The organism is Chitinophaga terrae (ex Kim and Jung 2007), from assembly GCF_900107795.1.
In the GTDB taxonomy this organism is placed as follows: Bacteria; Bacteroidota; Bacteroidia; order Chitinophagales; family Chitinophagaceae; genus Chitinophaga; species Chitinophaga terrae.
This window is the reverse complement of record NZ_FNRL01000007.1, coordinates 18,028-38,488: the sequence shown is the minus strand read 5'-3', so window position 1 is coordinate 38,488 and position 20,461 is coordinate 18,028. Positions and strand designations below refer to the sequence as shown.

The window sequence follows — 20,461 nt, the reverse complement described above, 5'->3', positions numbered from 1 at the left end:
GGGGAAAAAGGAAATATGATGAGTGTACAAAAAATTAAAGGTTCCGGTATGATACCGGAACCTTCCTCTTTTTTCATAAGCAAAAACCAACCAGCAATTATGCAAAAACCAATGTTAACAAAGGCGGTTTAGATCCTAATTATAACCCTCGTTCTGCTGGTTGCGAATATTGGGGTTAGCATCCAGTTCTCTTTGCGGTATTGGCTGTATCACTTTCAGACTGGGCCAAACCACTGATATCGTTTTGTTACTCGCCAGATATTTGGTGAATGAACGTTTATTTCTTACCAGATCAAATAACCTATGGCCTTCGAATGCCAGTTCTTTTCTTCTTTCCAACAGGATCCTGTCCAGTAGCCTACTGCCGGTAGCAGTTTCAGGTAAGGCGCTTTTATCCGCCCGCTTCATCACGATATTCAAGTCCTCCCTTGCCATATCCTCCAATCCCAAATGGTACGCTGCTTCCGCATGAATAAGGTAGACCTCCGACAACCTTATCACTTTGATACAATCCGTAAACGTTGTTACATTGCTGTATTTAGTGATAATATTCGCAGGGTCTTCGCCTCCATTTCCTGCTCTTTTACCTTTTCTCAGGAACCCGATCCTTACATCGCTGCCGGCATAAATATTATACACATCGTTGGTTGCCAGCACATCTCCGTATCCTTCCTGGCTGAACATATAGCTTAAGCCATCCGTGTTCCTGTTATCTACACCTGTATTGATCACTTCAAAGACTGTTTCGCCATTTCCTGTCTGTTTAAAATCGCTCAACAGTTTTTCGTTGGTCAACAGGCTGTATTTATTGCTGCTGATAACCTGTTCTGCAAGCGCCCTGGCGCCCTGCCAGTCTTCTTTATACAATAAAACCCTCGCCAATAGCGCCTTTGCGCTGTAAATATTAAACCTGCCGGAAGTAAATGCCTGGCTTCCGCTGGTCTCGAACAACCTGATCGCCGAGTTAAGATCTTTGATCACCTGGTCGTAACTCTCTTTCACGCTGCTCCTGGATGGCGCCTGTACGGAATCTACATTCGTTACGGTAACTATCGGGATACCCATATGATGTGCATCCGCCGTGTAGTTGTAAGGCTGGGCGAACATCCGGCACAGGTCAAAAAAGACCAGCGCTCTCAGGGCATGCGCCTCGGCAACGATCTTCGTAGCTTCAATGCTGTCTTCCTTTGCAGGCAGGATGGCAATACTTCCTCCCTTCCGGATGATCATATTTGCATTTGCCACCACGCTGTACATCAGGTTCCAGCTGTCGGTGGTATAGGCATCGTTGGCCGTCACAATATACTGGTCATGATTCCTGTACCTGTTGCTGTTTATCACGCTGATAAACTCGTTATCTGCCCTCAGGTCTGGCAACAGGGGCATGGTACGCCCGTAATAGTTTTCGTTCTGCAGCAGTGAGTAAACGCCATTGATAGCGGAACGAAGTCCGGGAAGATCTTTAATGGCATCTTCTGTGGGCGTTGACTGCGGCGGTTTCAATTCAAGGAAATCTTTACCGCAACCTGCAAACAGACCGGCTAAGAACAGTGTAACAGCATATTTGACTATAGTATGCATGAAATGTTTTAAAAGTTTACGTCCATCCCAATTAAGAATGTTCTGAATACTGGCGGTCGTTGATCATAATCTCCTGTCACCGGCACTTCCGGGTCCATGATGAGGTACTTGTCCTTTATGAAAGTCCATAGATTATTTCCCCGCAGGTAGATTTTCACGTCGTCGATCTTCACGCTCTTCAGCCATTGTGGCGGTAAATTGTAAGCGATCAGCAAATCTCTCAGCCTGATGAAACTTCCGTCATACAGGAACCGGGAGGAAGCCTGATTGCTCAGCCCCGATTGGGTACCTCCAAAAACGACCTTCGGTACATTCGTGATATCTCCGGGCTTGCGCCACCTGTTTTCGTAAGTGATCCTCGACATCTTTGAACTGCCTCCGAATCCTCCGCTGCCGTCAGATTCTGTGAAAGGCCCCCAGTTGTCGTAAACTTTGCTGCCCCAGTTATAATAGAACTGGAAACTGAGCTCAAAACCTTTGTAGCTAAGCACATTGGTAATGCCGCCAAAGAATTTCGGCAATGCACTTCCCTGGTTGAATCGCTGCGCTTCACCGTATACTTTGGTGGTTTTCGTTTTGGTATTGTCTGTATACCAAAGCGCTTCACCGGTATTGGGATCGGCGCCTGCAAAACCAGCCAGGTAGAACTGATAGAAATCGCTTCCTACTTCCCTCCTGTAAATAGCGCTGGTGATCGGGTTATCCAGGCGGGTGATCACGTTCTTCAGGGTAGAGAAGTTAGCGTCCGTTCTCCAGTTAAAGGCTCCCGGGCGTTTAGCAACAATATTGCGGGAAGAGAGCGCGATCTCTATACCGCTGTTCTTCATCTCTCCATTGTTCCTGAAAACCGTGGTGACGCCGTTGGAGGAGGATACCGGTACATTCAACAGCAAACGGGAAGTGATGCGGCTGTAATATTCAACGGAGCCCGAAAGCCTGTTGTTCAGCACCGTAACATCAATGCCTACGTTAAATGGCTTGTTCTGTTCCCAGGTGAGATAGGGATTGGGGTATTGTGTAAGCACATACCCCGGTTTCCCATCATAATCATTTCCCGGGCTGTACAGCGACAAGGAAGCATAATTATCTATAGCCTGGTTTCCATTGCTGCCGTAGCTAGCTCTTATCTTCAGTTCGTTGATAAAGTCGACCTGTTGTAAAAACGGCTCCTGGTAAATATTCCATGCTGCGCCAACAGACCAGAAGGTAGCGCTTCTCCGCTGGTTACCGAACCTGGAGGAAGCATCCCTCCTGATGGAGGTGGTGAGATAGTATTTACGGCGGTAGTCGTAGCTGTTATTCAGAAATAATCCTGTCAGTGAGTTGGCTGCAGAAAGGGAAGAAACACTTTCCGGCTTTGAAGCATCGGCCAGTTGTTTTAGTCCCGGCAACAGGTTCGACGCGGCGGCCGAGTTTCCTGAAGCGCTGGTTTTCTGAGCTTCATATCCAACAAAGGTATTGATCTCATGATCTCCCCAATGCCTGTTAAATCTGAGGATGTTGGTTACCACCCAGTTTGTCCAGAGGTTATTGGCTGCTGATACCCAACCGTTGGTATTCCTGCCATCTCCGAATCCCGGTGCAAAAAAAGAATTGCTGCGGGCATAGTTCAGATCCAGGCTCACTTTGGATTCAAGTGATAGAAAATCGGTGATCTGGTATTTGGCGCCGGCTCCGCCCAGGAGTCCATATATGGTTCCTGTACGGGAAACATCGTTCAGAACGGCAACCGGGTTAAAGGTATTGTTGTAGCTGAAGTCGTAGCTTCCATCCGGGTTATAGATCTTCAACCATGGCTGCAGGCGGGCCAGCGATCTTACCGGGTTGGCCATCAGGCCAACATCGCCTACTGCGTTTGCACGCTGGTAGTTCAATGAAAGGTTAACGTTGAACGATAACTTTTCAGTGGCTTTATTGGTAAGATTTAGCCTTGCTGTCATCCTGCGGTAGTCCACGCCTTTTAAGGCAGACTGTGAATCGTAGAATCCGCCGGAAACGTAGAATTTTGTTTTCTCGCTTCCCCCGGCGGCCGACAGGTTGGCCTGGGAATAGGCGCCATGCCTGGTTAAAACATCTATCCAGTTGGTATTTACTGTTGTATCCACCCCTCTTGCTTTCAACTCCTGCTGGAAACCGGCTTCGGTGCTGCCGTCGCCTTTGTTGAACCAGCCTTCCCTTAACAATTCTATCATTTCCTTTGTGTTCAGGGGATAGTTGGCTTTAGGGATGGTCAGCTCGTTGATTCCGCGTTGAACGGAGGCGGCGATCCGGGTTTTACCGGCAATACCAGACTTGGTTGTAATGAGCACTACGCCGTTTGCGGCGCGGCTGCCATAGATCGAGGCTGCGGCTGCATCTTTCAATACCGTGATGGTGGCAATATCGGAGCTGTTGATGCCTGCCAGTGTGTTTACATTGTAATCGGTCAGGCTCTCCGTTACTACCGGCACTCCATCTATTACGTAGAGTGGAGCGCTGCCGGCGGTTATGGAGCCAATGCCGCGGATGTAAACGCTTGGAATGGAGCCGGGTTGACCTGAACCATTGGTAGATTGCAATCCTGGTACGTTACCTTGTAAGCTTTCCTGGAAGCTGCTACGGGGCGCTTTATCAAATAAAGCGGTATTGACCGTAGAAGCTGATCCTGTCAAAGAACTTTTTGGCTGCACACTGTACGCCACTACCACTACTTCGTTCAGACCGTGTGCATCATCCTTTAATGTAATACTGATCTGTGTTCTGTTATTTACCGGTACGCTTTGTTCTTCATACCCGATGAAGGAGCAAATGAGTACCGCATTGTTCATTGTTTCTAACTGGAAAGTTCCGTTAGGGTCTGTGAAAGTTCCTTTGTTCTGCCCGGCTATCCGGATGCTGACACCTGGCAAGGGTTGCCCGGTGTAGTCTTTCACTTCACCTTTTACAATGATGTTGTTGTTGCTTTTTGTGTCCGGACCAATAGCAATCAGGTTGGCAGAAATTTCTTTGAAAGTAAGCCCGGTATTTTTCAGTACTACTTTCAACGCCTCTTCGATTGGCAGATTGATCAGGTTAACAGCGACCTTGTTTGCAGGCAGTTGATCGTTCCGAAACACGAAACGGCATCCGCTTTTCTCCTCCACCAGCTTCAAGAGCTTTCCCAGCGGCAAGGCATCTGTTTTAAGGGAAATGCGATGGGTTGTCTGACCAAACGCTTCCCCGGTTATTTGCAAACAGGTAATAAGAATAATTAAGGACACCAGTTTCATTATCGATACAACTTTTCCCATTGTTTTTAAAAGCAAAAGGATTACTTAATGTATGAATTTTTTCCATACATTTAGGTTGTAAAAGGTCATAAAACTACGACAGACTTAACATTGCCACGTAAAGCTACTGCCGTATGATCTCAATCAGGAGGGGTAAATGTTCCAAGCATTTGCCCTCTCTTTTTGATACTACCTGGTATCTTTTTTATACTTATCGCTGTTATTGTGTTATAAACACGTCGTTCCCCTCAGTTCTCCAATGTAATGTTGTTGTAACCTTCAGTGCTTCCAGGACTTCCCGGAATGATTCGTTTTTAAACGTACCTGTATAATGATATTGTAAAAGCTTCGGGTCTGTGATATGGATCTTGATGCCATACCATCTTTCCATTTTGCGGGCGATCTCTGTCAGGGTTTCATTGTCGAACACCAGGTAGTTATCGCACCATGCCGTTTCATATACCAGGTTGTCCTGCGTATTCCGGAGGTTTTCGACCCTGTAGCTGTTCACCAGCCTGGATGAGGAAAGCGGGTCAATGGCTGCTCCGTGTTCGAGGATGATCTTTTGATTCGGCAGCAACTTAATATTATGCTCTTTGCCGTCGTTTACTGTCACTTCCACTGCCCCGGTAATGAGGGTAGCTTCGGTGGTTGGGTCCTGCGTATAGGCTTTTATATTGAAAGAAGTGCCTAATACTTTCAGATCCAGCTTGGCTGTATGTATATAAAAAGGTTTATCGGCATTCTTCGCGACGTCGAAAAACGCCTCTCCTTCCAGTGTTACCTCGCGGGTATCTGTATTGAATTTATTCTGATCGTACGTTAACCGGCTGCCTCCATTCAGCAGTACCTGGGTGCCATCAGGCAACTGGGCCCTGCTCCTGGAACCGTCGCGCGTCTGTATGGCTGCGATGGCAGGTTTCTCTGTACGGACGCCGGATCTGTTCAACAGCAAAAATGTGCAGTAGCCTCCTAACAACAGCACCAGTACAGACAGTATGGCTACCAGTTTCAGTGATTTCCTGCCTGCTTTCTTCACCGGCAGGTTCTCGGCGGCCGTTATTTCGGACATTCTATTCATATGTCTTTCCAGCGCGTCTTCCGTTTTGCTTTTCCACTCCTCGCTTTGCTGAACAGACGGCCAGTTACTGAGAACAGAAACCTTATACCTGAGGGTAGCATCTTGTTGAAGCAGCTCCTCCAGCTCACGCAACTCTCCCATCGTGGCTTCGCCCGATACCTTTCTTCCCAACAAAAGCCATATTCTTTCCTGTTCCATGTTAATACTTCAAAAGCATGATTAAATAAAAGGACAAGCGATTTTTAAAAATCTACTACTCCTTCTGAAAAAATTTTAAAAAAAGTTTTTACCTGGTAAATGTGAAGTTGAGCGCTTCGCTGATCTTTTTCAGCGCATGGGCCATATGAACATCTATGGTGTTCACTGAAATATCGAGGATCTGGGCTACCTCTTTATATTTCAGGCCGTCTTCCCTGATCAGTTTGAAGATCATTTTTCTTTTTGGGGGCAATTCGTTGATAGCCGCCTCAATGCGTCTCACCATTTCGCCGGAAATATAAATCTGTTCGGGAGTTGCGTGATTAATGCTGATATCCACGGCCAGTTCGTCGAGGCTGAAATGTTGGGTGCGGGCAGCTTTGTTGAGATAGTTTAATGCAATATTTTTAGTGGAAACGTAGAGATATACTTTGAGGTTCTCTACCTGCAGGAGGCGCTCCCTGTTCTTCCAGACGTTCACAAAAACGTCTGACGCTATTTCTTCGGCTGACTCCCAGGATTTTACGATTGAATAGGCAAATTGGCTTAACGGTTTATAAAATATCCGAAATAAAGCCCTGTAAGCCTGTTCATCCCCTAAAGACCCTATCCGCTCAGCCAAGAGCTGAATATTAGCTTCCTCCTTCAAGTGATTTACATTTGGTTGAATGCCTAAAGATAGTGGATTTCACGCAAAGGGGCAAAGGACTGGCAAGAGCGCAAAGGATTTTAATTAAGGTATAATAAAATACATTATCTATTATATAATATATAAATCTTTTATCTATAAAGGATATCATCAACCGATAACAAAAATATCCCTTGGTTCTTAAAATCCTCCTCCTTCAAAATTTTCTTTGCCTCTTTTACAACACTGCGTGCAAGTATATCTCCCTCCTACATCAAAATCCACTGCTTCTTTGCTCCCTCCGCCTCTCCTCTGCGTGCAACTACACTCAATATCATCAAAATCCTTTGCCTCTTTGCTTCTTTTGCAGCTCTGCGTGCTACTATATCTCCCTCCTCCATCAAAAATCCCTCTGCTTCTTTGTCCCCTCCGCCTCTCTGCGTGCAACTACACTCAATATCATCAAAATCCTTTGCCTCTTTGCTTCTTCTGCGGCTCTGCGTGCAACTATATCTCCCTCCTCCATCAAAAATCCCTCTGCTTCTTTGCCCCCTCCGCCTCTCTGCGTGCAACTACACTCAATATCATCAAAATCCTTTGCCTCTTTGCTTCTTCTGCGGCTCTGCGTGCAACTATATCTCCCTCCTCCATCAAAAATCCCTCTGCTTCTTTGCCCCCCTCCGCCTCTCTGCGTGAAACAGCTATTTTTTGAACATGAAATACACCGCACCAATAAGGAAAAGAAAAGAGACGAGATAATTCCATCGCAACGGCTCTTTGAGAAAGGTAACAGCGAAGATACTGAACACGGTGAGTGTGATCACTTCCTGGATGGTTTTTAACTGGAAGCCCGAAAATCCTTCCTGTGCGCCGAACCGGTTAGCGGGTACCATAAAACAATATTCAAAAAAAGCGATACCCCAGCTGATGAGGATCACTTTCCAAAGGGCGGTATCCTGGTGTTTCAGATGTCCATACCAGGCGAAGGTCATAAAGGTGTTCGAAATAAACAGTAAAATAATGGTACGCATTCAAATTGGCTCTTTAGGCGATAAAGATAGGGGAAGATGGTGGAAGAAAAAGAAATGGCAACAAAAAAGGGAAGCCGTGCTTGGCCTCCCTGCATCAAACCAAATGGGGTTCCATGTGGATGATTTTGTGTTGTTGGTTGCTATTACGTTTTTTATTGCTATTGCTTATGGCAAGTGCAACAATACTATTGCTCCAGTTTAATTTCGCCCAGATCAGTAGCTTTTCCTTCTTCTACTTTAACATCTTTGATCACAGCGTTTTTGTATGGGCTTTTACCTAATATGGTAACAGTATAATTGCCTGATTTAGCGGCTGGGATGGTGAACGCACCATTAGATACCGCACCTTTCAGTTTTTCATCGCCGTTGACAGCTTCTACTTCTGATGCGCCATCGGCAGGTACGATTTTACCGGTGATAGTTCCGGCTTCTGCAACTGCAGCGGCAGTGTCATTTTTCAATGAATCCTGCGCCAGGGTGAGGTTAACGGCGGCGGTGTCTGCGCCTTTAATTGCTGCAGTGTCAATAATTGCGGCGGTATCTACCATGGCGGCGGTATCTGCTACCATTGCCGCAGTATCTGCAACGTAAGCTGCTGCTGAATCTGCAGCTACTGTTGAAACTTTGGCATCTGCGCTCTTAAATGCGGAAAATCCAATTACCATCGCTGCTAAAGCAAGTGTTCCTACAATTGATTTTTTCATGGCTTTCAATTTTGTATGGTTAAGAAAAATTTAATGGTTCCCGTCGCCGACCCTCTTACGAATCAGCATGGTTTTTGTTAAAATGCCTTTTCGTTGGTGGCTTATACTTAGAATACATCCGATAATTGGTTTACCATTAGTCAAAGAAATGTTAAAGTGAAAAAAATCAGGAATACCAATTCGTATTTTAAAAATTATCTTCGCACCACGGAACAAATACAAACGAATAAGCAATGTTGCAATTGAGTAATGATGAAATTGTAAAAGGCATCAGGAGTAGAAACAAAGATGTATTTGAGGCTGTTTTTAAACAGTATGCTCCCTCTATGTATAATATAGCGGTGAAGTATGTACAGGATACGGACGAAGCGAATGATATGGTGCAAGATGTTTTCCTCAACTTGTGGAAAGGTGCGGAAAACCTGGACGATAGAGCTCCTATTAATCACTATCTCGCCAGGGCTACTGTAAATACCTGTTTGAACAGGATAAAAAAAGAACAACGCAAAGAAACCTATACGAAAGAACAAATGCACCTGGCTACACCGGTGAGCGACAGTACAGCCCTTCTTGAACGGAAAGAACTGGAAGCCCAGTATCACCTGGCCCTGGAAAAACTCCCGGAACAATGTCGCCGCGTTTTTGAAATGAGCCGGGGTAATGGACTCACTCCTACAGAAATCGCTACCCAACTCAATATATCCATTAATACCGTTTACGCACATCTGACAACCGCCCTGAAACGATTACGCATTGATCTGATCAATAAATCCTGACCCAGGAAATTTTTTTTTAAAACAGACTAATGGTATCCCTTTCTCCGGTTGTATTACTAATAAGACGCCATGAATAAATCAACAGACATAGACATTGTAGTTCGGTACCTGGAAGATCCGGAAAATGAGCAGCTCAAAGCTGAACTCAATGACTGGATTGAACAGGATAACGCCAACCTGGATATTTTCCTGGATATGAAGGCGATGTGGCAAGGTGATCCCCTGCCCGCCGCGTCTTCTACCTATGATGTACATGGCCAGTGGGAACAGCTCGATCAGCAACTGGTTGCCCCAGCTGCCAAACCCACCCCGGTTGTTCAAATGAAACGCCGCTACTGGTGGGCCGCAGCTGCCGTATTACTGCTCGCTGCCGGCACCTGGACATTCTTCGGACCAGGCGGCTACCAAACATTCGCTACCAATCAACAACGGGACAGCATCCGCCTCTCCGATGGCTCCATGCTGTACCTGAATTCAAATACCCGTGTACGTTACGCCCGCGAATTCGGCAAGAATAGCCGGACTATCAAGATCGATAAGGGAGAAGCCTTCTTCGACGTTACCAAACAGGATAATGTTCCTTTCATCGTCAACACACCGGAAGTAGCCATCCAGGTACTGGGTACGTCTTTCAACGTGAAATCATCCAATCACGACGTTAAAGTATTCGTGGAATCCGGTAAAGTAAGCGCTACCTATAAAGCTACAGGCAAAAAAGTGATCCTTACCCCAGGTATGGAAGCTTCCCTGAACAGCCAGCAACACGATATTGACACTAAAACATACAGCAAACGCAATAATATCCTGGCCTGGAAAACCAGGACGCTCATCTTCGATGAAACTCCTTTATCAGAAGTAGCCGCTTCCCTGGCCGATTTCTATCATGTGCAGGTGAAAATCAGCAACCCACAGCTTGCTGATAAAAAACTATTGGCTACCTTCCCTGATCTTTCATTGGATGAAGTACTGGATATTATGCGCAAAACATTACGAATTAACATCACTAAAACCAATGACCTGGTAGAAATCTATTAATACGCGCCAGTCTGAATATGCAGCATTTTATGCTACAGGCGCGTTTTTCCAATGCCAGGTCTGGTTACGTGTTCCTTCTCCTTTTAGTTATTATCCTGGTATTTGCCGCTAACCCATTAGCGGCACAGAATCCTGCTGCCAATACCCGCCACATTACCCTCCACGTCAATAACGCCAGCATCAAAAACGTTATCAGGGAAATAGAACGGCAAACACATTATACCTTCGCCATCTCGTCTGATGAACTGGAAAACCGCCGTGGCATTACCTTACACGTCAAAAATGCTACCCTACAGGAAGTATTGCCCAGAATATTTCCGGACAATAAATACCGGGTCGAAATAAAAGATGGCCAGATCATCGTGATCCCCCTCAACGCCATAGCAACTGCGCCCACTCCCACCACATCAATGGATGCCGATAATAAGAAATGGACCGTTACCGGTACGATCACCGACGGAAACGAGCCATTGAACGGCGTTTCCATCAGGGAGAAAGGTACTTCCAACGGCACCGCCTCCGGCGAACGGGGAACATTCAAACTCTCTGTGGCCAGCGGACAGGCAGTTCTGCAGATCTCCCTCATCGGGTTTGAAACAAGGGAAATCCCTGTTAACGAGCGCCGGAACATCCAGGTGCAACTGCAACCCGACCTGCTTCGCCTGAACGAGTTGGTGGTACTGGGTTATGGCCTCCAGAAAAAAGCAAATATCACCGGCTCCATTTCCCAGGTAGATGGGGTCAGGTTGCGCAGCCGCCCGGTTTCCAATGTCATGGCTGCATTACAGGGTACGGCTACAGGGCTGATCGTTACCCGCAGCAACGGGCAGCCAGGCAGGGAAGGCTTTAATGTACAGGTACGCGGAGTAAGCGCCGGCAGCAGCACCCCGGTAATAGTCGATGGCGTTCCCGGCTCCCTGGCCGTACTGAATCCCGACGATATTGAATCAGTTTCCATCTTAAAAGACGCTTCTGCCGCATCGATCTACGGCGCCCGCGGAGCCGGCGGCGTAGTGCTGGTAACCACCCGGACAGGGACACCAGGCAAACTCAGGGTCGATTTCAATATGTTGGGCGGGTTTGAAACGCCTATACGTATTCCTAACCGCGTTCCTTCATATACTGCCGCTGCCATGGAGAACCTGGCCGCCGAAAATGCCGGACTGCAAGCGGTTTGGCAGGATGCCGAGATCGAGCTGATGAAAAAGGGAAATCATTACGCCATAGATTACGACCACCCGGATTATTATAAATACTATTATAATTTCGACCAGTTAAACACTATTACCAAGAGCAAAACAGGTATCAACAACTATAACATTTCTCTTAAAGGCGGCGATACCAGTCACCAGTTCTCCGCTTCCCTGGGTTATTTCGGACGGGAAGGATTACTGGCTATCGGCCCCGACAGGACTCACCGGATCAACGCCCGCATTAACCTGAACAACCGGTTCAATAAACATTTCAGCCTCGAATCCAGGCTTTCGTACGCCAATACCCAGACCTTCTCTCCCTCCCAAACCGTGGAAGGACCCAATGGCTTGCTGGCAGGACTTTACCGGGGCCCCGGCAATGTACCGGTATATGTACCCGGCACTGATCATTATGCCGCCGGAAGCGCTCCCGTTTATGCAGTGTTGAAAGATGGAGGTAAAAGAGATGAGAAGAATAATTATGTGGATGCTGTTTTCACCCTGAAGGCCGACAGCCTGCTGAAAGGCCTGACCTTAAGGGCGATTTACAGCCCGCAAAATCACACGCTTACCGATAACCTCGGCAGGAATACCATTCCATTATGGAACCGCGTCGGGCCGGTCGATTATGTGCAGGGGGCCAACATGCTGCAGAAAAGCAAGCTGGTTTCAAAAGGCGGTAATCTCCAGCTGCTGGCGGATTACGATATGAAATCCGGTTTGCATAACCTGCATCTTCTGGGTGGTTATACGCAGGAAACCTTTAACACCACTCAATATACCGATGCGTCGTACGATGTTACCCAGGCAGAGATAGACGGCAGTTACTTCTATAACGTGCCGGCCTATACGCAGATGCTTGGTACCAGCGGCACACTTGCTTCCGTTTTTGGCAAGATCAATTACAACTACGATAACAGGTACCTGGTTGAAGCAAACCTGATCGGCGCCCATCTTTCCCAATACAGCACCTCATTCAAAGGCGGAACGGAATGGCAGGTCTTCCCTACCTTCTCCGCCGGCTGGCGGCTGAACAACGAAACCTGGTTCAACAGGGCGCTGCCTGTCTTTAACGATTTCAAGCTGCGCTGGTCCTGGGGCCGGCTGGGAAATGTCAATAGCTGGAACAGCATCCCGAATGACGAGCGTTACCAGGTATTCAGTTTCCATAATTATTTAAGGTTGCAGCCTTTTATTTACAAGAATCCTGTTCCGCAACCGCAGGGATGGGAAGATATCACTACCAGCAACTGGGGATGGGATGCTTCTTTGATCCGCGGGCAGCTAAGCATTTCTGTAGATTATTTTACCAGGAAAAATACCAACATGCAGATCCCCCAACTGACTGCATCTACCGAGGGCGCCATGCCCATTGCTTTTCACCAGGGCGAAATGAAAGCATGGGGTTGGGAGTTCAATGTTGGCTGGCGTCATGATAAAGGAACGTTTAACTGGTATGTTAACGCCAATCTCTTCAACAGCCAGAACAAGGTATTGAAAAACGATGGCGTGAAAGCCCAGGCCGGCTGGAACCAGGGCATCGCCGGCTATCCTTACTCCTCGTTGTTCGGTTACCGCACGGATGGCTACTTCCAATCGGCGCAGGAAGTGCAGCAGCATGCTTTCCAAAGCAGCAAAACAGGGGTTGGCGATCTGAAATACGTAGACATCAACGGCGATCACCAGATCAACGATGCCGACCTTGTATACCTGGGTACTACCGATCCGAAGATCGCATACGGGCTGGAGGCGGGATTTTCCTGGAAAGGGTTTGATTTCAGCGTATTTTTCCAGGGAGTGGCGCAGCGGAATGTAATGCCTGATCCAAGATATGCAGTACCATTCACCGGTACCTGGCAGCAACCCTGGGATATTAACCAGGACTACTGGACTGCCCAGAACCCTGACGCCCTCTTTCCAAGGCTTTACATGAACGATACCCATAACACCCTGCCATCTGACCACTGGACCATGAACGGGGCCTATATCAGGCTGAAAAACCTGCAATTGGGCTATACTTTGCCGGCAGCATTGCTGAAGAAGATATTTATACAGCACCTGAGGATCTATTTCTCAGGACAGGATCTGTGGGAAACAACTAAAATGAAGATCAAATATTTCGACCCGGAGCAGGCCGGCGGGTATAACGGGAACCTCTACCCGTTCTTCAGATCCTATACATTGGGGTTGGGTGTTAGTTTCTAAAATAAAAAAGGATCATTCACCTTGGTAAATAATCCTGTTCGCGTATTCGCCTGTGACAACCTTGCCATAGATTGTTCTTGTCCATCCATTTTCGAAACCATGATTATTAGCGATCAGGTAGCCTTTTGCAACATCCCGCTTTACAATTTTATGGGCGTCAATGTAGTGACCCCCAAAAATCGCTACCCTGGAATTCCGACATCGGACATTTCCGGGTAGCGATTTGAATATCAAATAATTACATTCTTCTTTTTAAAAAAAATGACAACAAAATATAATTATCTAGTTCTCTGTTTCCAACATTTTCTTTCTTTCACCAGCCAGGAGGTAAAGTGCTGCCATACGAATAGCTACCCCGTTTTCTACCTGGTTAAGAATGATGGATTGTTTGGAATCTGCGGCGTCTGAATTCAGTTCCACTCCCCTGTTGATGGGTCCCGGGTGCATGATCACGATCTCTTTGTTCAGGCTATCCAGCAGTTCCCTGTTGATGCCGTAGGCAAGCGAATATTCCCTTAATGATGAGAACAGCGGGGTGTTCTGGCGTTCCAGCTGGATACGGAGTACATTGGCTACATCACACCATTCCAGGGCTTCCCGGAGGTTGTAGGTAACGTTTACGCCCAGCGCTTCCGCCATGTATTTTGGTATCAGGGTAGGCGGACCTACCACGGTTACTTCTGCTCCCAGTTTTTTCAGGCAGTAAATGTTGGAAAGCGCTACCCTGGAGTGCATGACATCGCCGCAGATAGCTATTTTCTTTCCTTCTACCCCACCCAGCTTTTCCCTGATGGAAAATGAGTCGAGCAAGGCCTGGGTAGGATGCTCGTTAATACCGTCGCCGGCATTAAGGATCGGTACATTGATATGCCTGGCGAGGAAGTGAGGCGCCCCGGTAGCGGAATGCCGCATTACAACCATATCCACTTTCATGGACAGGATGTTGTTAACGGTATCTATCAGTGTTTCACCCTTGGATACTGATGAGCCGGAGGCTGAAAAGTTAATGGTATCTGCGCCCAACCTCTTTTCTGCTAATTCGAAAGAGATGCGGGTACGGGTAGAATTTTCAAAAAATAAATTAACGATGGTGGTATCTCTGAGCGTAGGAACCTTTTTAATAGGTCGTTGTAACACCTCCTTAAACTGGTCGGCTGTTTTAAAAATAAGCTCGATGTCCTGACGCTGCAGATCGCGAATTCCGAGTAAGTGTTTTACAGAAAGTGACATTAATGTGCAAATATAAAGGATGAAACCTGAATTCTGAAATTCTGATTCTTTTAATCAATCAATACTACTTCGTCTTTACCATCCCGTTCTTGCCATAACACTCTTACTTTTTGAGAGATAAGGGCATCGATAGTACGACCTGTATAATCAGGCTGGATAGGCAGCTGACGGCTAAACCGGCGGTCGATCAGCGTAAGCAGTTCCACTGACGACGGGCGCCCGAAATCCAGCATTGCATCCAGGGCCGAACGGATGGTACGTCCTGTATACAACACGTCATCTATCAGCACTACCTTCTTATTCTCAATAGAAAAATCGATACTTGTTTCGCTGGGCACATGCAATGTCTTGCTTTGATTGAAGTCGTCCCGGTAAAAGGTGATATCCAGTTTACCGTAATCAATGTGCGTATTGGGTAAAAGTTTCATAAGGGTCTGGTGCATCCTGCCGGATAAATAGATCCCCCTTGGCTGCAATCCTATCAGCACCGTATTTTCAAACTGTAAATGGTTTTCTATCAACTGATGACAAAGCCTGTCGATCGTAATAGCCATTTGCTTGCCGTTAAGTATAGTTTTCAAAACACAATGTTTTAGAAGCCAAAAATAATGATTCTCTTCGTACTTTAGTGTTGACAATCATTTCATATGAAAATATTCAAGCTAATCATAACAATTATGGCTTTCTTACAATTCTGGAGCCCCGATGCTGATGCGCAGATCAAGGTGGGTGATAAAGTACCTGAATTCCAGTTACCGGACCAGGACGGCAAAATGTTCGACCTGAAAAGCGTAGTAGGCAAACAGCCTTTGGTGATCTACTTCTATCCAAAAGATGAAACCAGCGTTTGCACCAAAGAAGCCTGCTCCTTCAGGGATAACTACCAGGACTTCCAGAAATACGGCGCGAAAGTGATAGGCATCAGCGGCGATGATGTAGCTTCTCATCGCAAATTTGCCGATCATCACCAGCTGCCTTTTACCTTGTTAAGCGATACAAAAAATGATGTAAGAAAGTTATTCGGGGTTCCTAAAACGTTTGTGATCCCCGGGCGGGTAACTTATATAGTGGATAAGAACGGGGTGGTGGTACATACTTTCAATTCTATGAAAGACGGGCCTAAACATGTGACAGAAGCGTTGGATGCCTTGAAAAAGATGCAACAGTAACGGGATCTTTACATCACCCATTATGGGTTTATAATGGGTGATGCCTATATAACAGTAAAGCTTATACGAAATTTATACCTTCCTCAGATCCCTGAATGAAGAGATCTCTTCTTTTAATGCAAACAACTGCATACCCCAGATCAGTCCTTCTACCAGTGCAAATGCTACCAGGGCCAATGATCCTGATACCTGCATGAAGCTGCTGCCCTGCTCCTGGTTGGTAATAGTGATTACTCTCACCAGGAAGAACAAGCCTATGGCCAGGAAGATACCTGCTTTCAGTCCTTTGGTCCGCATTTCCTTCTTAAAATATGCCTGGAAAGCTTTAACAGCAAGGATAGTAGCTTCAGGCCTCGCCACGCCGCCTTTTTCCAGCCGTTGTTCCAGGTCGGCTACCCGCCGCTGCTTATGCCTTTCCTGGAAATAGGTCTTTATGATTTCTTCCTCCATATCGCTTGTAAAATGAACTGCAAGTTACAAAAAAAGGCGATGGAATCTGCTTCCACCGCCTTCGTATAAATCATGAACATTTACTAAGCCTCGTTCAGGAACGGATACCGGTAATCGGTAGCCGGTACAAAGGTTTCTTTGATGCTTCTTGCACTCAGCCAGCGGTACAGGTTCAGCATAGAACCGGCCTTATCGTTGGTTCCGGAAGCGCGGGCGCCGCCGAAAGGTTGCTGACCAACAACTGCGCCTGTTGGCTTGTCGTTGATATAGAAGTTACCTGCGCTGTTCACCAGTTTTTGTGTAGCGAGTTCAATTGCATAACGGTCTTGTGCAATGATGGAACCGGTTAACGCATACGCTGATGTACTGTCGACCAGCTGGATGGTTTCTTCAAATTTCTCCGCATCATACACATGGATGGTCAACACGGGCCCGAAGATCTCCTCACACATGGTCACATACTTCGGATCGGTAGTTTCGATCACCGTAGGTTCAATGAAATAACCTTTTGATTTGTCGTAGTTCCCGCCGGCAAGGATCTTTACAGCAGGATCTTTCTTAGCATTATCGATGTACCTGGCGATCTTATCGAAAGACCGTTCGTCGATCACGGCGTTGATGAAGTTGCTGAAATCCTCTGTTGTTCCCATTTTCATGGTTTTCAACTCGGTCAGCAGTTTTGATTTTATCTGGTCTGCAAGATTGCTTGGTAAATAAGCGCGGGAAGCGGCAGAACATTTTTGTCCCTGGTATTCGAACGCTCCGCGGGCCAGCGCAATGGCGGCAATGTCAACATCTGCGGATTTGTGTACCAGTACGAAATCCTTTCCGCCTGTTTCGCCAACTATGCGTGGGTAAGTTTTGTATTTATGTATGTTTTCACCGATGGTCTTCCACATGGTTTGGAATACGCCGGTAGAACCGGTGAAGTGAATGCCGGCGAAGTGAGGGTCTGCAAAGCAAACATCTCCTACTACCGGACCTTCTGCGTATACCAGGTTAATAACCCCGGCAGGCAGACCGGCTTCTATCATCACTTTCATGAAGATCTGGGCGGCAAAAACCTGTGTATTGGCGGGTTTCCATACCACAACGTTTCCGCACATGGCGGCTGAAGCAGGCAGGTTGCCGGCAATAGCTGTAAAGTTGAAAGGAGTAACTGCCAGTACGAAACCTTCCAGCGGGCGGTATTCTACGCGGTTGTGGACACCGGGAGAAGAGATTGGCTGCTGGCGGTAGATCTGGCTAAGGTAATGTACGTTAAAACGGAGGAAGTCTATCAGTTCGCAGGCACTGTCAATTTCCGCCTGGTAAGGGTTTTTGCTTTGCCCTAACATGGTGGCGGCATTGATATGATAGCGGTACTTGGATGCCAGTAATTCGGCGGCACGCAGGAAGATGCCGGCACGTTGTTCCCAGTCCATTGCCGCCCATTTTTCGCGGGCCTGCAATGCTGCAGCGATGGCTTCTTTTACATGAGAAGCGTCGCCCATATGGAAATGACCTAACTTGTGGCTGATCTCATGGGGCGGGCGCAGATCCACGGTTTTGCCGGTACGCACTTCTTTTCCGCCAATGTACATGGGGATATCTGCAACTTCGGCTTTAAAAGCGGCTAATTGTTTCTTTAATGCTGCTCGTTCCGGGGAACCCGGGGCGTAAGATAACACAGGCTCATTAGCAGGCGCTGCGTATTCGAAATATCCTGTATTCATTGTAACCTTAATTTATATTTACCAGCCTGGCTGCCTGTGCAGCAACCAGGCTGATAACGACCACATAATTTGTTTCCGCTTGCAAAATTAAGGTTTACCGCTTCTACAGGCTTATTAATTATTAATCGATACTTATTAATTATTGTCCTCTTCCTTCTGCATCATCAGGTAGGCTTTGATAAACCCGTTCAGCTCTCCATCCATTACCGGACCTACGTTACCGACCTCGTAATCGGTACGGTGGTCTTTGATCATCTTGTACGGATGGAAAACATAGGACCTGATCTGGGAACCCCATTCGATCTTACGTTTGCTGGCGTTGGCTGCATTCTTCAGCTCTTCGCGTTTTCTCAGCTCTTCTTCGTAGAGTTGGGATTTCAGCATGGTCAATGCTTTCTCACGGTTCTCGCCCTGCGTCCTGGCCTGCTGGCATTCCACGATGATACCGGAAGGAATGTGCTTCAACCTTACCGCTGTTTCCACTTTGTTTACGTTCTGTCCGCCCTTTCCGCCGGAACGGTAGAATTCCCATTCCAGGTCGGCCGGGTTTACAGCGATCTCGATAGTATTGTCTACTAACGGGTACACATATACGGATGCGAACGAAGTGTGGCGACGGGCGTTGGAATCGAATGGCGAGATGCGCACCAGGCGATGCACCCCGCTTTCGGCCTTCAGGTGGCCGTAGGCAAAGTCGCCGTCAAATTCCAGGGTCGCTGATTTGATGCCAGCGCCATCCCCGTATTGCGTATCGATCTCGGAAACTTTCCAGCCCTGTTTTTCGCCATACATACGGTACATGCGCAACAGCATTTCTGCCCAATCCTGGCTTTCTGTACCTCCGGCGCCGGAGTTAATAGTAAGCACTGCTGGCATTTCGTCTTCAGGCTGATTCAGCGTGGATTTGAATTCCAGGTCGTCTAACGCGGCCAATGCAGCATTGTAGGCTTGTTCTACTTCTTCTTCAGAGGCTTCGCCTTCTTTAAAAAAGTCGTTCAATACGGCACAATCGTCTATCGCGGCATTTACCTGGTTGTAGAGATCAACCCAGTATTTGTTTACTTTGATCTCTTTCAGAATGGCGGTAGCCCTGCTATTATCATCCCAGAAACCGGGAGACAGGCTTAATTGTTTGTCGTTTTCTATTTTGGATAACCGGTCAGGGACGTTAAAGAAAACCTCCCAGGACAAAAAGACGGTCCCTCATAGCTTTTAATTGCTCAGATGTCATAGCCGGCAAAAGTATGCAAAAATGTAGATATCTGGTAATATATATATACTTGTTTTAATAACCCTTCTAGCACAATTTTTGTGTTGTGACATTAAGTAACCATGTCGCAAACCGCATAAAAGCAAATGTATCTCCGCTATGGCGAACCATGAAACCCTCCAGCTGAAAAACAAATCTATTTTCAATGCTATAGGTTATGTAATAATGATAGGCGTCAATGCCCTGGCGGTTTTCCTGCCCATCAACGGCAAAACTACATCGGAAGTTTCAGACTCATACCCCTCGTTATTCACTCCTGCGGGCATCACTTTTTCCATTTGGGGGATCATTTACCTGGCATTGCTGGGGTTTGTTATTTACCAGTTGTGGCTGGCGTTTTCGAACAAGGAGAAAGAAAAGCTGCAGAAAGTAATGACGGGTATAAAGGACTGGTTCCTTGTTTCCTGTGTTGCAAACGCCTGCTGGTTGTTTACCTGGCATTACGAACTGGTTCCCGTCAGTGTTGCTTTAATGTTAATTCTTGCCACCTCGCTGGTGATCATTCACCTCAACTATAAGATCAACATAGTCCCTGCTTCCCTGCAGGAAAAGCTCTTTATATATCTCCCCTTTGGCCTTTACCTCGGCTGGATCGCTATTGCCACTCTGGCCAATATTTCTGCCCTGCTGGTATTTGCCGGCTGGGAAGGCAATCATCAGACCCAAGTCGCCACCACTGTGGCGTTCATCGGCATTGGCACCCTCCTGAGCATGCTGATGATCCTCCTGCGCAACAATATCGTTTATGCGCTTGTTAGCGTCTGGGCTTTTTATGGCATTATACTGAAAAGGAAGGTTGCTGATGTGATGGAAGAAAATGCCATCATCCATGCCTGCATTATCGCCATTGGGCTGATTGCCATAACAATTTCCTGGCAATTTTACAGGAAGCAGAAATCATAAATCTAAAAGATTATTTTTGAGGCGCATTTTAATATTAACAGACT

At 46.9% G+C, this 20,461-nt stretch carries 17 protein-coding genes; 6 read left to right on the top strand and 11 right to left on the bottom strand.

Features of this window, described 5'->3' with window-relative positions; all coding sequences use genetic code 11:
- Positions 1–135: 135 nt before the first annotated feature.
- From BLV62_RS09235 to BLV62_RS09215, 5 genes are all read right to left on the bottom strand, one after another.
- A complete protein-coding gene (locus tag BLV62_RS09235; RefSeq protein ID WP_089760941.1) occupies positions 136–1,581 on the bottom strand; it encodes a RagB/SusD family nutrient uptake outer membrane protein in 1,446 nt (481 codons plus the stop codon).
- An 8-nt stretch (positions 1,582–1,589) separates the two neighbouring features.
- Positions 1,590–4,829 (bottom strand): SusC/RagA family TonB-linked outer membrane protein, encoded by a 3,240-nt coding sequence (locus tag BLV62_RS09230; RefSeq protein ID WP_168927877.1) that lies wholly within the window; start codon positions 4,827–4,829, stop codon positions 1,590–1,592.
- Positions 4,830–5,049: 220 nt separating this feature from the next.
- Positions 5,050–6,108, bottom strand: a complete 1,059-nt coding sequence (locus BLV62_RS09225) for a FecR family protein (protein WP_089760937.1) — start codon at positions 6,106–6,108, stop codon at positions 5,050–5,052.
- An 88-nt stretch (positions 6,109–6,196) separates the two neighbouring features.
- On the bottom strand, positions 6,197–6,730 hold the full coding sequence (locus BLV62_RS09220) for an RNA polymerase sigma-70 factor (protein WP_225889612.1): 534 nt from the start codon (positions 6,728–6,730) through the stop codon (positions 6,197–6,199).
- Between the two features lie 707 nt (positions 6,731–7,437).
- Positions 7,438–7,767, bottom strand: coding sequence for a DMT family protein (locus BLV62_RS09215; protein ID WP_089760933.1), 330 nt, complete (start codon positions 7,765–7,767; stop codon positions 7,438–7,440).
- Between BLV62_RS09215 and BLV62_RS28080 the strand changes: the two genes are divergently transcribed.
- Positions 7,757–7,969, top strand: a complete 213-nt coding sequence (locus tag BLV62_RS28080) for a hypothetical protein (protein ID WP_139170043.1) — start codon at positions 7,757–7,759, stop codon at positions 7,967–7,969. The two genes, BLV62_RS09215 and BLV62_RS28080, sit on opposite strands and share 11 nt — an antisense overlap.
- On the opposite strand, the gene BLV62_RS09210 is transcribed toward BLV62_RS28080, so the two are convergent.
- Entirely contained in the window at positions 7,953–8,471 is a 519-nt protein-coding gene (locus BLV62_RS09210; RefSeq protein ID WP_089760931.1) for a carboxypeptidase-like regulatory domain-containing protein, read from the bottom strand. The genes BLV62_RS28080 and BLV62_RS09210 overlap by 17 nt on opposite strands.
- Positions 8,472–8,704: 233 nt before the next feature.
- Here BLV62_RS09210 and BLV62_RS09205 point away from each other — a divergent pair, with 233 nt between their 5' ends.
- The 3 genes from BLV62_RS09205 (at position 8,705) to BLV62_RS09195 (ending at position 13,680) form a co-directional block, all read left to right on the top strand.
- A complete protein-coding gene (locus BLV62_RS09205; protein ID WP_089760929.1) occupies positions 8,705–9,247 on the top strand; it encodes an RNA polymerase sigma-70 factor in 543 nt (180 codons plus the stop codon).
- 69 nt (positions 9,248–9,316) lie between these two features.
- Positions 9,317–10,282 carry a FecR family protein gene (locus BLV62_RS09200; protein WP_089760927.1) on the top strand — a complete coding sequence of 322 codons (966 nt, stop codon included), beginning with the start codon at positions 9,317–9,319 and terminating at the stop codon, positions 10,280–10,282.
- 17 nt (positions 10,283–10,299) lie between these two features.
- Positions 10,300–13,680, top strand: a complete 3,381-nt coding sequence (locus BLV62_RS09195) for a SusC/RagA family TonB-linked outer membrane protein (protein ID WP_089760925.1) — start codon at positions 10,300–10,302, stop codon at positions 13,678–13,680.
- A gap of 282 nt (positions 13,681–13,962) precedes the next feature.
- Here BLV62_RS09195 and BLV62_RS09185 read toward each other — a convergent pair whose 3' ends face one another.
- Together BLV62_RS09185 and pyrR are read right to left on the bottom strand one after the other, a co-directional pair.
- Positions 13,963–14,910, bottom strand: a complete 948-nt coding sequence (locus BLV62_RS09185) for an aspartate carbamoyltransferase catalytic subunit (RefSeq protein WP_089760921.1) — start codon at positions 14,908–14,910, stop codon at positions 13,963–13,965.
- A gap of 50 nt (positions 14,911–14,960) precedes the next feature.
- Positions 14,961–15,491: a bifunctional pyr operon transcriptional regulator/uracil phosphoribosyltransferase PyrR gene (gene pyrR / locus BLV62_RS09180; protein ID WP_089760920.1), complete on the bottom strand. Its 531-nt coding sequence runs from the start codon at positions 15,489–15,491 to the stop codon at positions 14,961–14,963.
- Positions 15,492–15,587: 96 nt separating this feature from the next.
- Between pyrR and BLV62_RS09175 the strand changes: the two genes are divergently transcribed.
- Entirely contained in the window at positions 15,588–16,079 is a 492-nt protein-coding gene (locus tag BLV62_RS09175) for a peroxiredoxin (RefSeq protein ID WP_089760918.1), read from the top strand.
- Between the two features lie 72 nt (positions 16,080–16,151).
- On the opposite strand, the gene BLV62_RS09170 is transcribed toward BLV62_RS09175, so the two are convergent.
- The 3 genes from BLV62_RS09170 to prfB all read right to left on the bottom strand — a co-directional run bounded on the left by BLV62_RS09170 (position 16,152) and on the right by prfB (position 19,475).
- The gene (locus BLV62_RS09170) at positions 16,152–16,529 is read right to left on the bottom strand and encodes a hypothetical protein (protein WP_089760916.1); all 378 of its coding nucleotides are present in this window, start codon (positions 16,527–16,529) and stop codon (positions 16,152–16,154) included.
- A gap of 83 nt (positions 16,530–16,612) precedes the next feature.
- Positions 16,613–18,244, bottom strand: coding sequence for an L-glutamate gamma-semialdehyde dehydrogenase (pruA, locus tag BLV62_RS09165; protein ID WP_089760914.1), 1,632 nt, complete (start codon positions 18,242–18,244; stop codon positions 16,613–16,615).
- Positions 18,245–18,379: 135 nt separating this feature from the next.
- A protein-coding gene (prfB, locus tag BLV62_RS09160) for a peptide chain release factor 2 (RefSeq protein ID WP_139170040.1) occupies positions 18,380–19,475 on the bottom strand; the annotation gives its coding sequence in 2 pieces (ribosomal slippage) (positions 18,380–19,414 and positions 19,416–19,475; 1,095 coding nt in all).
- 138 nt (positions 19,476–19,613) lie between these two features.
- Here prfB and BLV62_RS09155 point away from each other — a divergent pair.
- On the top strand, positions 19,614–20,417 hold the full coding sequence (locus BLV62_RS09155; protein ID WP_089760912.1) for a tryptophan-rich sensory protein: 804 nt from the start codon (positions 19,614–19,616) through the stop codon (positions 20,415–20,417).
- Positions 20,418–20,461: the final 44 nt, after the last annotated feature.

Coding starts and splice junctions, on each gene's coding strand:
- BLV62_RS09205 (WP_089760929.1), top strand. CDS start 8,705: ATGTTGCAATTGAGTAATGATGAAATTGTAAAAGGCATCAGGAGTAGA.
- BLV62_RS09185 (WP_089760921.1), bottom strand. CDS start 14,910: ATGTCACTTTCTGTAAAACACTTACTCGGAATTCGCGATCTGCAGCGT.
- BLV62_RS09195 (WP_089760925.1), top strand. CDS start 10,300: ATGCAGCATTTTATGCTACAGGCGCGTTTTTCCAATGCCAGGTCTGGT.
- BLV62_RS09235 (WP_089760941.1), bottom strand. CDS start 1,581: ATGCATACTATAGTCAAATATGCTGTTACACTGTTCTTAGCCGGTCTG.
- BLV62_RS09230 (WP_168927877.1), bottom strand. CDS start 4,829: ATGAAACTGGTGTCCTTAATTATTCTTATTACCTGTTTGCAAATAACC.
- BLV62_RS09210 (WP_089760931.1), bottom strand. CDS start 8,471: ATGAAAAAATCAATTGTAGGAACACTTGCTTTAGCAGCGATGGTAATT.
- BLV62_RS09170 (WP_089760916.1), bottom strand. CDS start 16,529: ATGGAGGAAGAAATCATAAAGACCTATTTCCAGGAAAGGCATAAGCAG.
- BLV62_RS09175 (WP_089760918.1), top strand. CDS start 15,588: ATGGCTTTCTTACAATTCTGGAGCCCCGATGCTGATGCGCAGATCAAG.
- BLV62_RS28080 (WP_139170043.1), top strand. CDS start 7,757: ATGGTACGCATTCAAATTGGCTCTTTAGGCGATAAAGATAGGGGAAGA.
- BLV62_RS09155 (WP_089760912.1), top strand. CDS start 19,614: ATGGCGAACCATGAAACCCTCCAGCTGAAAAACAAATCTATTTTCAAT.
- BLV62_RS09200 (WP_089760927.1), top strand. CDS start 9,317: ATGAATAAATCAACAGACATAGACATTGTAGTTCGGTACCTGGAAGAT.
- BLV62_RS09215 (WP_089760933.1), bottom strand. CDS start 7,767: ATGCGTACCATTATTTTACTGTTTATTTCGAACACCTTTATGACCTTC.
- pruA (WP_089760914.1), bottom strand. CDS start 18,244: ATGAATACAGGATATTTCGAATACGCAGCGCCTGCTAATGAGCCTGTG.
- BLV62_RS09225 (WP_089760937.1), bottom strand. CDS start 6,108: ATGGAACAGGAAAGAATATGGCTTTTGTTGGGAAGAAAGGTATCGGGC.